Source organism: Paenibacillus sp. 1781tsa1 (assembly GCF_024159265.1).
Classification (GTDB): domain Bacteria; phylum Bacillota; class Bacilli; order Paenibacillales; family Paenibacillaceae; genus Paenibacillus.
The window spans coordinates 4,221,873-4,235,264 of record NZ_JAMYWY010000001.1 but is presented as its reverse complement, the minus strand read 5'-3'; the positions used below and the strand labels follow the sequence as shown (position 1 = coordinate 4,235,264).

The 13,392-nt window shown below is 47.4% G+C and carries 8 protein-coding genes and 1 pseudogene; all 9 read left to right on the top strand.

All coding sequences use genetic code 11. The features are described 5' to 3' along the window. Positions 1 to 154: 154 nt before the first annotated feature. On the top strand, positions 155 to 1,405 hold the full coding sequence (locus NKT06_RS19030; protein ID WP_253437980.1) for a putative amidoligase domain-containing protein: 1,251 nt from the start codon (positions 155 to 157) through the stop codon (positions 1,403 to 1,405). Between the two features lie 203 nt (positions 1,406 to 1,608). Next, entirely contained in the window at positions 1,609 to 4,410 is a 2,802-nt protein-coding gene (gene mutS / locus NKT06_RS19025; protein ID WP_253437976.1) for a DNA mismatch repair protein MutS, read from the top strand. 21 nt (positions 4,411 to 4,431) lie between these two features. Continuing rightward, positions 4,432 to 6,648 carry a DNA mismatch repair endonuclease MutL gene (mutL, locus tag NKT06_RS19020; protein WP_253437972.1) on the top strand — a complete coding sequence of 739 codons (2,217 nt, stop codon included), beginning with the start codon at positions 4,432 to 4,434 and terminating at the stop codon, positions 6,646 to 6,648. 17 nt (positions 6,649 to 6,665) lie between these two features. Beyond that, entirely contained in the window at positions 6,666 to 7,451 is a 786-nt protein-coding gene (locus NKT06_RS19015; protein WP_253437969.1) for a class I SAM-dependent methyltransferase, read from the top strand. Further along, a complete protein-coding gene (miaA, locus tag NKT06_RS19010) occupies positions 7,432 to 8,388 on the top strand; it encodes a tRNA (adenosine(37)-N6)-dimethylallyltransferase MiaA (RefSeq protein WP_253437966.1) in 957 nt (318 codons plus the stop codon). The genes NKT06_RS19015 and miaA overlap by 20 nt, the downstream gene beginning before the upstream one ends. A 373-nt stretch (positions 8,389 to 8,761) precedes the next feature. Beyond that, a complete protein-coding gene (gene hfq, locus NKT06_RS19005) occupies positions 8,762 to 9,004 on the top strand; it encodes an RNA chaperone Hfq (protein WP_017687918.1) in 243 nt (80 codons plus the stop codon). 170 nt (positions 9,005 to 9,174) lie between these two features. After that, on the top strand, positions 9,175 to 11,847 hold the full coding sequence (locus NKT06_RS19000) for a transglycosylase domain-containing protein (RefSeq protein WP_253437963.1): 2,673 nt from the start codon (positions 9,175 to 9,177) through the stop codon (positions 11,845 to 11,847). Positions 11,848 to 12,123: 276 nt separating this feature from the next. Next, positions 12,124 to 12,687, top strand: coding sequence for a ribonuclease FAU-1 family protein (locus NKT06_RS18995; RefSeq protein ID WP_062835000.1), 564 nt, complete (start codon positions 12,124 to 12,126; stop codon positions 12,685 to 12,687). A 111-nt stretch (positions 12,688 to 12,798) separates the two neighbouring features. Then, positions 12,799 to 13,368 (top strand): annotated as a pseudogene (locus NKT06_RS18990) (AAA family ATPase); the annotation flags it as partial. Positions 13,369 to 13,392: the final 24 nt, after the last annotated feature.

The window sequence follows — 13,392 nt, the reverse complement described above, 5'->3', positions numbered from 1 at the left end:
GCGCGGTGAAGAGGGCGTAAGCCCTCTTTCTTCTTAAATATTGATAAAATGGGTGTTAACGAGCCTCGCAATGTGCATGGAATACCTTTCACGGGAAGGCTCCGCATTGCGGGGTTATTTTTATTTAGTTGCATGATCGGGGAGGGGGGACATAATGAATGTGTTAGAACACGCGGAGGAGGCATTGCGCCGATATGAAAGAATGACCTCTGGAGAACGTACAGAACGGTTGAAACAGGCAGGCATTGAAGTATTGTCACTGCGCGATCGGCGCAAACGTGAACCAGGCTTGCGTGTACGCTATGATGTCGAGATAAGTTGTCTGCAGGCGATTCGAATCAAGCGCAAGGATACCAGTGGCATGGGAGGGGCGCAGGAAACTCTGTTGGAGCGTGAAGCGAGTTCAACCTTGTTTAAGCGCATAGAACGACTTGCGATCAAAACGCTGTATACGCTAGGACTGGATCATGGAGCCGTTCGAATGGAATCCTCAGGGAATGGAGGTTGTGCAGTCATTTCGATCGATCCGAATCCGTGGAAAGGGGTGACCAACCTTGCTGCTACCTATAGGGAAAGCTGGAAGCAGCATCAGGAACTGCTGGATGAGGAAATGAGTCACAGGCCCACTCCAATACTCGGCATGGACCCCGAGTTCCTTCTGGTGCAGATGCCGGAATCCAAAATCGTACCCGCCTCCAGATTTCTTGAACGCACAGGCATGGCAGGCTGTGATTCCGTGACCATTGGTGGACGGCGCATATATCCGGTTGCCGAACTGAGACCCGCTCCCAGCTCCGAACCACGAGAACTGCTGGCTCATCTGATGAGGGCATTCGCAGCCGCTTCCCGCAGCATCAGTGATCACTCCCTCATCTGGCAGGCAGGAGGGATGCCACAACGGGGCTTACCTCTGGGCGGTCATATTCATTTTAGCGGCGTGAACCTTACCGGGGAACTGCTTCGCGCACTGGACAATTATTTGGCACTGCCACTGGCATTTCTTCAGGACCCCCGTGGATCGGGAAGACGCCCCCGTTATGGAGCACTTGGTGATTTTCGCCTGAAATCATATGGTGGGTTTGAGTATCGTACGTTACCCAGTTTTCTTGTGTCACCCCTTGTTGCGAAAGGTGTTGTGGCATTGGCAGGTCTGATTGCGAGCGGGTATACTCAATTACGGCAGCGTCCGTTGGAGAAAGCAGAGGTTCATACCGCTTTTTATGAAGGAACGCGCGAAGTGATCAAGGAATACATTCCAGCTCTGGTAGATGATCTGAAGAGGTTGGATGGATATGCACGTTATGAACGGTATGCGTCACCGTTACTCCTTCAATTAAAACTGGGAAGAACCTGGGATGAGAGCCGAGATATCCGTAAACTCTGGAATATTCGGGCAGGTTCATGAAGAACGGACATTTTTTTGATATAATAAGAAACAAGTCTTTTATAAGTAATAGCTACGGAAGATATGGAGCAGCAACCCTTGAAGGAAGTGGCGAATAGCCAAAACATAAGGCGGAGGCGCAAACACGGTGCCTGACCGTCTTATTGTCCTTCCAGGACGCGTTTCTTCCTGACATTATAGGAATGGGATGGAGGATATTCATCATGGCTCAGTATACGCCAATGATTCAACAATATTTGCAAGTGAAGGCCGAAGCGCAAGATGCTTTTCTATTTTTTAGACTGGGTGACTTCTATGAGATGTTCTTCGAGGATGCGATTAATGCTGCTCGTGAACTTGAGATCACGCTGACTGCACGTAACGGAGGCACGGATGACAAAATTCCAATGTGCGGTGTACCTTATCATTCGGCTGACAATTACATACAGCGTCTGATTGAAAAAGGATATAAAGTTGCGATATGTGAACAGATGGAAGATGCGAGTGTAACCAAAGGCATGGTACGACGTGAAATTGTTCGTGTGGTTACACCCGGAACGGTAATGGAAGGCAAAACATTAGGGGACAAGTCCAACAACTACATGGTGTGTCTTACAGGTAATCAAAATACGCTCGCGCTCGCGGCCTGCGATCTGTCAACGGGTGAGTTGTATGTGACATCTATACCCTATTCCAAGGAATGGCTTAAGGATGAAATCGGCATCTATGAACCATCGGAGCTTGTGGGGGATGCAGCGCTGCTTGAAACGGTAGAAGCCGAGGCATCTCCAATCGGTCGCCCTGTGGTCTACACGGCGTGGACAAAGAATAAGGAAGATCTGGTCCGTCAGCAGTTTGGTGAGGCTGTATGGGCAAGATTAGAGCCTGAACGTCAAGCGTGCATTGCACGTCTTTTCTCCTATCTGAGTGAGACACAGAAACGTTCTCTGGGACAATTAACCCAAATTTCAACGTATGAGCCGGATCATTATATGATCTTGGACCCGTTTACCCGCCGGAACCTGGAATTGGTTGAAACCGTGCGTGAACGCTCCAAAAAAGGTTCATTGCTCTGGTTGCTTGATCGGACTGAGACGTCCATGGGTGCAAGAATGCTGCGTCGTTGGGTCGATAAACCATTATTGCAAAAAGGGAAGATTAATGAGCGTCTTGAAGCAGTGGATACGTTGTACAACCAGTTTATATTGCGTGAGGACCTGCGGGCAGAACTCAAAGATATCTATGATCTGGAGCGTCTGGTAGGCCGGATTGCGTTTGGTAATGCCAATGGTCGTGACCTGAATGCGCTCAAATCATCGCTGGAGAAAATTCCAGGACTTCGTCAGCATTGCGCTGGGTCATCTTCCGCAACACTGCAGCATATTGCCGAAACGATGGATGATTGCAATGATCTGCGTGAAGCGATCGGGCAAGCCATTGTGGACGAGCCGCCTGTATCGGTAAGAGACGGAGGCCTTATTCGTGAAGGGTATCATGAACGTCTGGATGAATTGCGTGAGGCTTCGGTCAACGGGAAACAGTGGATTGCCGAGCTGGAAGCGCGAGAGCGTGAGGCGACAGGCATTCGATCGCTGAAGATTGGATATAACAAAGTGTTTGGTTATTATATCGAGATCACCAAGTCCAATCTGTCCGCGCTGCCAGAGGGACGTTATGAACGTAAACAGACACTAGCCAATGCAGAACGTTACATTACGCCAGAGTTGAAGGAAAAAGAGACGCTGATTCTCGAAGCTCAGGACAAAATGGTTGATATTGAGTATGGACTGTTTGCAGAGCTGCGCGAGCGGCTGAACAAAGAGATTGCAAGATTGCAAAAGCTGGCCGAACAGGTAGCGGAAATTGATGTGTATCAATCTTTTGCCGTAATTAGTGCTGAGAGAAACTTTGTACGGCCTACGTTGACCGACGGTTATGATCTGGTTGTGGAAGAAGGACGCCACCCGGTCGTCGAGGCGGTCATGCGAGATGGTGCATTTATTGCCAATCACACCGCAATGACCAAGGAAGAGGCACGTATACTGCTGATTACTGGACCAAATATGGCTGGTAAGAGTACGTATATGCGACAGGTCGCTTTATTCTCCATTTTGGCACAAGTGGGTTGTTTTGTACCTGCGGGTCAGGCGGAAGTACCGATCATGGATCGCATTTTCACACGGATCGGTGCCGCGGATGATCTCATTGGCGGACAAAGCACATTCATGGTGGAGATGGCTGACATTCAGGTCATGACGGACAAAGCGACACCACGAAGTCTGATTATTATTGATGAATTGGGACGGGGAACGTCGACCAGTGAAGGTATGGCTATTGCTCAGTCTGTTATTGAATATGTACATGATATCATCGGCTGTAAAGCGCTCGTATCAACTCATTTCCATGAGCTTGCTCATCTGGAGGAGAGTCTGGACAAGCTGGCTAACTACTCGATGGCGGTACAGGAGAGCGGTGACAAGGTTAATTTCCTGCGCAAACTGATTGCCGGAGCAGCCAGCAGCAGTTATGGTATCTATTGTGCACGCCTTGCAGGTCTGCCTGATAGCATTATTGAGCGGGCGAATGGATTGTTGCATGGATTCGAACATGCGGCTGCGCAAGTAGCGGTGGGTAGTGAATACATCGGGAACGAGAAGCAGGAAGCGGGCCTGAACGTAAAAGGTGTAGAATTCCAACACACGGATTCAGCACCATTGATCCGTGAGCATGAGATTGTGGAGAGTGCAGAGTACACACCTTCTATTGAAGAGTCGGCCGGGAAGCAACATACAAAGAAATCAAACAGCAAAGGACAGTCCAGCGCAAACCATTCGGATGTGGTTCAACTGTCCATCTTTGGGGATGATGAGCCAAGTGTGGCAACGAAACCGGATGTAGTTGTGGTGGATAAACCAGCGCGAGAATTCATCCGTACGATGAAAGATATCGATGTCATGAATATGACGCCTCTTCAGGCGATGCAGATATTAAATGATCTCAAATTGAAGGCACAGCAATTATCCTGAATATAAGGGAGGGGAAAACCTGTGGCGAAAATACATGTGCTAGATGAACATATTGCCAACCAGATTGCGGCTGGTGAAGTGGTTGAACGGCCTGCTTCAGTCGTCAAGGAGTTGCTTGAAAACTCGGTGGATGCAGGAGCCACCAAGATTGAGGTGACAGTGGAAGAGGGCGGACTCCTCAGTATTCGTGTCAAAGACAATGGGTCAGGTATCGAGCCAGAGGATATGGAAACTGCCTTTTATCGTCATGCGACCAGCAAAATAGCCCATGGCCGAGATCTGTTCCAGATCACAAGTCTTGGATTCCGGGGAGAAGCCTTGGCGAGTATTGCCGCAGTGTCCAAGGTAGAGGTATTATCGGCAAGTGACAATGACGGGCGGGGGCGCCGCATTGTAATTGAAGGCGGGAATCTTGTCTCTCATGAAGATGCAACCTCACCCCAAGGTACAGATTTTGCAGTGAAAGAACTATTTTACAATACACCAGCCAGACTCAAATATATGAAAACGATCCAGACGGAACTGGGACATATATCAGATGTACTTTACCGGATGGCGATGTCGCATCCAAACATTTCGTTCAGATTGCGCCATAATGAGAATGTCTTGCTACAGACGTTAGGCAACGGCGATCTGCTGCAAGTGGTTGCTGCGATCTATGGGACAAGTGCTGCCAAAGCGATGCTTCCCATCCAGGGAGAAAGTCTGGATTACCGGGTGAGCGGGCTGATCAGCCTGCCAGAATGGACACGTGCGAATCGTGGTGGTATGTCAACGATTGTTAATGGGCGATTTGTTCGCAATTACGGTCTCAATCAGGCTATTCTCAAAGCCTACCATACCTTGCTGCCCATCAATCGCTTCCCGCTTGTCGTGGTGCAGTTGGAGATGCATCCATCTCTTGTGGATGTGAACGTGCATCCAGCCAAGCTGGAGGTTCGCTTCAGCAAGGAACCAGAACTGTATGAATTTGTGGAGACGACGTTGAAGGGGATCCTCCGGCAGGAGGTATTGATTCCGCAGGTCAAAAAACAGCAGATCCGACTCGGAGATGATAGTTCCTTTATCCAGGAACAATTTCTCTTTCCGCGTGGTCCGCTGAAAGACCAGTCTGATGCAGAAGGGTATGGGCAACAAGGTCCACTCGGGAAACCTTCTAATGCATTGTTAAAGTTGACTATGGAAGATGATGATCTGGATTTGGATGCTCCGGCGGATGTGTCCGCAGTACAGCCGGTAACTGAACAGGGACAGACAGTGCCGCTGCCCGAAGCTCCACCTGAGGTTACACACCCCCCTGAGCAGTTAGAAAGTTGGAACGGGGATATTTTCCAGAAGGGGACGAGTCATGATGGGGGGCTGACAACCGCTGACGTGCAGGAAGCTACTAAAGATGTAAGTACAAATTCTTCCGAAGCTTCTCCAAAGCCTGATCTTTCTTCACAAGATAATGGAGGTCGTGTAGCAACAGAGAAACCGTTGGCTGAAGGCAACTCGACTACCTACCGATCCGATTCTGTAACTTCACCGGTTAGGGAAGCACGTTCACCCTACAATCCGTCTTCGAGTGCGAGAAATGAACGGCCGTGGAAAACTTCAGGTTTGCCTGATGCCACTAAACTTGCTGCTGCCATTAAATCGGATGCATCCATGCCCGCATTTCCGGAACTGAGTCTGATTGGGCAGCATCATGGTACGTATTTGATCGCGCAAAATGACCAAGGTTTATATTTAATTGACCAGCATGCCGCTCATGAACGTGTGAATTATGAATACTATTACGAGAAATTCGGTAATCCTGCTCAGGCCTCACAAGAGTTACTGCTGCCGATTACCTTGGAATTCACACCTTCGGAGACGGAAAAGCTGAAAACAAGGCTGGCCTGGTTCGAGCAGGCCGGTGTATATTTGGAGCATTTCGGAGGACAGACGTTCCGAGTGCGTTCCCATCCATTCTGGTTCCCTAAAGGGGACGAGAAAGACATTATCGAAGAGATGTCCGAATGGGTTCTGAGCGAACGCAGCATAGATGTAGCCAAAATGAGAGAAGCTGCATCCATCATGTGTTCCTGCAAGGCGTCCATCAAGGCGAACCAGAAGCTGACGGATCAGGAAGCAGAAGTGCTGATTCAGCGTCTGGGTTCATGTCGTCAGCCCTACACCTGTCCACATGGGCGCCCGATTGTGGTTTCATTTTCAACGTATGATCTGGAAAAATTATTTAAACGAGTGATGTAGTTATTTAGGGGGACATTATGTACATTACAACCGGTGACAAGGAGATTGCCTCTCAGGTGGAGCGTGCGCGTAAACTCGCCGAAACGACAGGAGGTACCTACGTACCGCGAAATAGAACATCTTTACCCAGACTGATTGAACATTATGGTATCAATGAAATACTAGTGGTACTCAATGGAAGAGCCCGTCTGTTTCGCAAAGATGCAACGGAGCTTGAGTTTCACCCCAGTATGGGATTTGTTCGCGCTAAACGTGTTCTAAGAGGGGAAGCTGATCCCATGCTGGAAGCTGGTTCGGTACTTGAAGGGGACACCATTGTTGATTGTACCGCTGGACTTGGTTCAGACGCGCTGGTATTTTCGGTTGCAACTGGGAAGAGTGGACAAGTCATCGCATGTGAAAGTTCTCAAGCGCTCTATACCCTGCTGCTGGAGGGCATGTCCCATTATAAGAGCAATCAGCCCTTGGTGGATGAGGCTTTCCGGCGCATAGATCTGCGGCATGTGGATCATCTTGATTTGCTGCGTTCCATGCCAGATCGAAGCTGTGACACTGTATATTTTGACCCCATGTTCCGTGAACCAATGATGGATTCAAGTGCAATACAGCCCTTGCGAGATTATGCGAATGCTCATGCGCTGGATGAAGAGAGCATTATCGAAGCGAGACGAGTCGCCCGTAAAAGGGTAGTGATGAAAGAAAAGCGCGGCAGCGCGGAGTTTGACAGACTCGGTTTTGAAATACTTGATCGGGCGAATGCAAAAACCCTGTACGGAGTGATTAATGTTGAACGTGGAAGTTAAACCAAAACCTAAACTGCTTGTGCTGGTTGGACCAACAGCAGTAGGCAAAACTAGAATGAGCATCGAGCTTGCCCAAGCTTTCAATTGTGAGATTATCTCAGGGGATTCGATGCAGGTATATCGTGAAATGGATATCGGAACTGCCAAAATTACCTCTGAAGAAATGAAGGGTGTACCTCATCATCTCATTGATATTCATGAACCGGAGTACCCATATTCTGTGGCCGAGTTTCAGGAGAGTTGCACCCGATTGATTAGTGAAATCCATGAACGTGGTAAAATGCCTTTTATTGTAGGTGGTACCGGTCTGTATGTGGAATCGGTATGTTACGGCTTCCAATTTTCCGATAGTGGTTCGGATGAAGCGTTCAGGGAGCAACAATTCAGCTATGCGGAGCAATATGGCGCACAGGCCCTTCATGATCGATTGAGGGAAGTTGATCCAGTTAGTGCGGATCGTCTGCATCCGAATGACCAGCGGCGAATTGTACGTGCGCTTGAGATCCATCACCTCACAGGCGAGAAGTGGTCTGATCAGCTGGCAGTACAGAAGAAAGAGTCACCTTATGACCTTCTTATTGTTGGTTTGACAATGGATCGTCAGAAGTTGTATGCCCGGGTAGAAGAGCGGATTGACCTGATGATCGAACAAGGTCTGGTAGATGAGGTGAAGTCCTTGTTGGAACGGGGAGTGGCCAGAGGTCATATTTCCATGCAAGGGCTGGGATATAAGGAAATTGCAGCGTACTTGCAAGGGGAAGTGAGCTGGGAAGCTGCGGTTGAGTGGTTGAAGAGGGATACGCGCCGGTTTGCCAAAAGACAGCTTTCCTGGTTCCGCCATATGAAGGATATTGAATGGGTGGACATGACGGATACCCAGGATTTTGAAGGGAAATACAAGCAAATAAGTAAATTGATTACACGAAAATTTGATTGATTTGAGCGATGATTAGTATTCTTCTGACAAGCATCGATTAGATCAAGATATGTAAACCTCTACCTTTTAGTTATCAAAAGGATAGAGGTTTTTATTTATCACTAGAATAGGTGGAAGAGATTAAGGGTTCGCCAAACAATGGATAAATGAGCTATAAAATGAAGAATTTGTCCCTCTTTTGCAAAACTGGCCAGCGGTGTATAATGGATAAGTCTTCTATTTGTTCACCTCGTCAAGAATGGGTGTAAAATAGCAGACAAGGGGTTTTTGTGGATTATATGAAACTGTTCATGATATAATAGCACGAAAGCTACTCAGCGATATTGAATATTACTTGAACACGAATTCAAATGAACCAATGGGGGTACGGCTAATGAACAAGTCCATCAACATCCAAGATACGTTCTTGAACCAACTGCGGAAAGAAAATATTCCTGCTACGGTCTATCTGACCAATGGCTTCCAAATCCGCGGGACGATCAAGGCATTTGACAATTTTACGATCGTCATTGACAGCGACGGACGCCAGCAAATGGTCTACAAGCATGCCATCTCCACGTTCACGCCGCAACGCAGCGTATCGCTGATGCAGCAAGATAATAGCGGCGAAGCTTAAAAAAATTACGAAACCTTTTCACCAACCATTTCGTCTACAAGTATAGGTATTGAAACAGAGCAACCTGAATAAAGGGTTGTTCTTTTCATTCCGGGCAAAATATGTTTAATATATGCTTGAGCCAACAGACGAATAGAAATTATGCAACTGAAAGGGAGTCAGGAGGTAACATGCCAAACGATCCGTTGTCGAGGTCTAACAATCGCAACAACAATAACAAGTCACCCAAAAAAGCGAAGCCAAAGACCTCTAAAAAGAAAAAAATTACGGGTAAACGCGTTGGATGGACACTATTTTTCACAATGGCAATCGCCATATTCTGTGCACTAGGCGGATATTTATTTATTATGGTGAGTGGTGAAAATCTGCTCAAAGCCAACAAGGACAAAACTACAATTAATGAAACTTCAAAAGTATATGATCGCAATGGCCAATTAATGGGGGAACTATCCATTCAGAAGCTGGAACCCGTCAAAGAAGATGATATTCCTGAGTTGGTGAAGCAAGCCTTTGTTGCAACAGAGGATAAGCGATTCTACGATCATCAGGGCGTGGATATCTGGTCCATCGGGCGTGCGGCGGTTAAGGACGTCATGGCTCGTTCCATGGTGGAAGGTGGTAGTACACTAACCCAGCAGCTTGCCAAGAACATGTTCTTGTCTCGTGACAAAACGTTCTTCCGTAAAGCAACGGAAGTATCGATTGCCATGGCATTGGAGCGCAAGTACACAAAAGACGAAATCCTGACGATGTATCTGAACCGGATTTTCTTCGGTCATCAGCGTTACGGGATTAAAGCGGCATCTGAATTTTATTTTGGAGTTACCGATCTCAAGAAGTTGAAGTTGTGGCAAATTGCTACATTGGCAGCGATGCCGAAAGGTCCTTCTGCTTATAACCCGGTAAGCAATCCAAACGACTCCAAAGCACGCCGTGGTGTGGTATTACAGCTGATGTATGAACAAGGCTACATTACCAAGGCGGAGATGGATGAAGCAAAAGAGATTAACTATAACTACAAGCGACCAGAGAAAGACATGAAGTATCAAGCCTTTATTGATTATGTGCTCCGTGAAGCTGAACGAGTAACAGGTAAAACGGAAGATGATCTGAATATCGGCGGCTACAAAATCTACACAACCATGGATGCTCAGGCTCAAACAGCCATGGAAACTGCCTTCACAGATGATAGTCTGTTCGAGGCAAGTAAAGACGATCAACAGGTTCAAGGTTCCATGGTAATCATGAACCACGAGAATGGCAGTCTCGTTGCCCTCCTGGGTGGACGTGATTATCAGACCAAGGGTTATAGTCGTGTAACGCAGAGTCGAAGACAACCGGGTTCTGCTTTTAAACCAATTGTGTCTTATGCACCGGCTCTTGAAACAGGAAACTACAGTGCCAACTCGGCGCTGAGTAATGCGAAGCAATGTTTTGGTAACTACTGTCCTGGTAACTTGCATGGATATTCTTCGACGATCAGTATGACAGATGCCATTACGAAGTCGGAAAATATTCCTGCGGTTTGGTTACTTGATAAAATTGGCGTTAACACAGGCATTAATTTTGCCAAGAGTGTAGGTATACAACTGACAGATGAAGACAAAAACTTGGCGATTGCACTCGGTGGTCTGAGTAAAGGTACAAATACACTCGAAATGGCGCAAGCCTATAGTGCATTTGCCAACCTCGGAGAATACCGACAAGCCTATTCGATTAAGGAAATAAAGGATAGCGCAGGCAAAACCACATATAAACACGATAACTCGGACACAACGCGTGTCATGAGCGAGCAAAATGCGTATCAGCTTACACAGATGCTGCAGAATGTTGTTAATGACGGTACGGGACGTTCAGCGCGCCTGGATCGTCCGGTAGCGGGTAAAACAGGTACTGTTCAAAGTGGTATCTCTGGCAACAGTGCCAACCGTGATGTATGGTTCGTTGGATACACACCGGAATGGACTGCCGCAGTATGGATGGGCTATGACAATCCGGATGCCAATCATATGCTTAAGAACAGCAGTAAGCTGTCCGCAGCTTTCTTCGCTAAAGTCATGGGAGATGCGTTAAAAGGCGTTCCAGTGAAGCAATTCAAAGCACCGGCTGGAGGGCAAACACCTCCGCCAGTAGAAGAACCAGAACAACCGACTCTGTCCGTTAGTGGCCTGAGTGGATCATACGATCCAAATGCTCAAACCGTCTCACTGAGTTGGACTGGAACAGGTGACGCGAGCACGCAATATCGGGTGTATCGTAAAGAAACTTCCGAAGCCCAGTTCACGCATCTCATTGATTCAGTAGGATCGACCAGTGCACAAGATTTAAGCGCGTTGCCTGGCCTGACCTATGAGTACTATGTGACAGCCTACGACTCGGCATCAGGACTGGAGACAGATCCTTCAAACACCATTTCCCTGATGATTGAAGCGCAGGAAATGCCACCGGAGGAACCTGATCCAGGTATAGACCCTGGAACAGAGATAGATCCTGAGCAGCCGGGTACGGAGAATCCGGACAATGGTTCACCGGATAATGGCAACTCGAACGGTAATAATGGTAACGGGAATGAAAATGGCAACAACGGAAATGGCAACGGTAATAACGGCAACAATGGTAATAACGGTAATAACGGTGGAGCCGGCCAAGGAAACGGTCAACCTGGGGGAGGAAACACGACCCCACCTGGTCAGGGGACAACAGAGCCAGGCGGTACCGGTGAAGGTTCCAATGATGGGGCCGTAACAACACCGGGCGAGGTTGTAACTCCGGACAGCGGAACGAGTGGTGATTCTGGAGGAACAGATGCACCTGCAGATTCTCAAGCTGGAACCGGCGGTTAAGCCAATGAATAACTAAATAGCTGCATTCATTAAACTGCTTCCCGGAATTTCGGTGAAGCAGTTTTTTTGTTATCAAAAAAGAATGTGATTTGATGAATAGGTGGGACAAAGCTTGATTTTGAGTGTATACCTTAAATATGGTAAGCTGTAACTATTCGTAATACGTTGTGTAAGATGGGCCCAGAGCGCTGGAATTCATCATACGGGCGGTATTACCTTGTTCACCAATAACATCAGAGCAGGTCACGGACCTGTAGTCGGCAAAGAGGGGTTCGTATGAAACGGAAATTCGGGGACCGCGCGAACTGGCGCCGGATTACGAACCGACAATTCACATGCCGGTTCGTTCAATCCAAAATTTTTACAGGTTATATTACGTTGTACACCATACAGGATTTGAAAGAACCTCTGTGGAAAACATATGGAGGCAGTACCTTCTGTATCGCAGATAAAGGTTATTCCTGGCTGCAATACTACCCGAAGGGAGAGCATTTTGTGGTTACAGCGATGTTTGACGATCAGGAACGGATTGTGGAATGGTATATTGATACATGCCGTAGTCAAGGTATAACCGATCAGGGGGTTCCTTGGTTTGATGACCTGTATCTGGATGTCGTTGTGCTGAAAGATGGAGAAGTATTTTTGCTGGATGAAGATGAGCTTGAAGATGCATTGTCACGGAAGCATATTACGACAGGTGACTATGACTTGGCTAACAAGACGGCAAAGGAACTGCTGCATGCCATTGATGCACATGTTTTCCCATACTTTCAGTTATCGCTGAAGCACAGGCAAAGTTTGTTTGAGAACGGAGAGTTTCGAAAAAACATCCAGATTTGAAACATGTACCCTAGCCGTAGAATTCTTCATGATCCTTCTAATATTGGAGCGCCTGATAGAATACATTAATAATCAGGAGAGTTCAGCCCGATAAAATAGAGGTGATGGCGAATGAACGGACGGGTCATGGCTGCAGGAGAGCAACCAGGAGGCAGACCATCCAGACAAATTAATATTGTGTTGCGTAACCAGGAACCTCAGATGTTGGTCAAAGATGAAGCGGCGGCAGTACAGGCAGCCAAGAGTATAACCAAACATGCGCACTTCCAGGAGATACAGGGTGAGTTGGAGCAACTGGTTGGACTTGAAAATATCAAAGACTTGGTATTTGAAATCTATGCTTTCCTACAGATCGCTCAGATGCGTACTGAAGCAGGCTTACTCAGTGGTGCGCACGTGTATCATATGATCTTCAAAGGCAATCCGGGAACTGGTAAGACAACCGTGGCGAGGATTGTTGCCAAACTTTTTCAGAAAATGGGTGTGTTGAGTAAAGGTCATCTTATTGAAGTAGAGCGTGCGGATCTGGTTGGGGAATATATCGGTCACACGGCGCAGAAAACAAGAGATCTGGTCAAGAAGGCACTCGGTGGGATATTGTTCATTGATGAAGCTTACAGTTTGGCACGCGGCGGAGAGAAGGATTTTGGCAAGGAAGCCATTGATACGCTTGTAAAGTCGAGGATAATAGTTTTTATGTATTTG

Bases quoted from the DNA above. Each gene is read 5' to 3' on its own strand.
- NKT06_RS19015 (WP_253437969.1), top strand. From the start codon at position 6,666: ATGTACATTACAACCGGTGACAAGGAGATTGCCTCTCAGGTGGAGCGT.
- NKT06_RS18995 (WP_062835000.1), top strand. From the start codon at position 12,124: ATGAAACGGAAATTCGGGGACCGCGCGAACTGGCGCCGGATTACGAAC.
- miaA (WP_253437966.1), top strand. From the start codon at position 7,432: ATGTTGAACGTGGAAGTTAAACCAAAACCTAAACTGCTTGTGCTGGTT.
- NKT06_RS19000 (WP_253437963.1), top strand. From the start codon at position 9,175: ATGCCAAACGATCCGTTGTCGAGGTCTAACAATCGCAACAACAATAAC.
- NKT06_RS19030 (WP_253437980.1), top strand. From the start codon at position 155: ATGAATGTGTTAGAACACGCGGAGGAGGCATTGCGCCGATATGAAAGA.
- hfq (WP_017687918.1), top strand. From the start codon at position 8,762: ATGAACAAGTCCATCAACATCCAAGATACGTTCTTGAACCAACTGCGG.
- mutS (WP_253437976.1), top strand. From the start codon at position 1,609: ATGGCTCAGTATACGCCAATGATTCAACAATATTTGCAAGTGAAGGCC.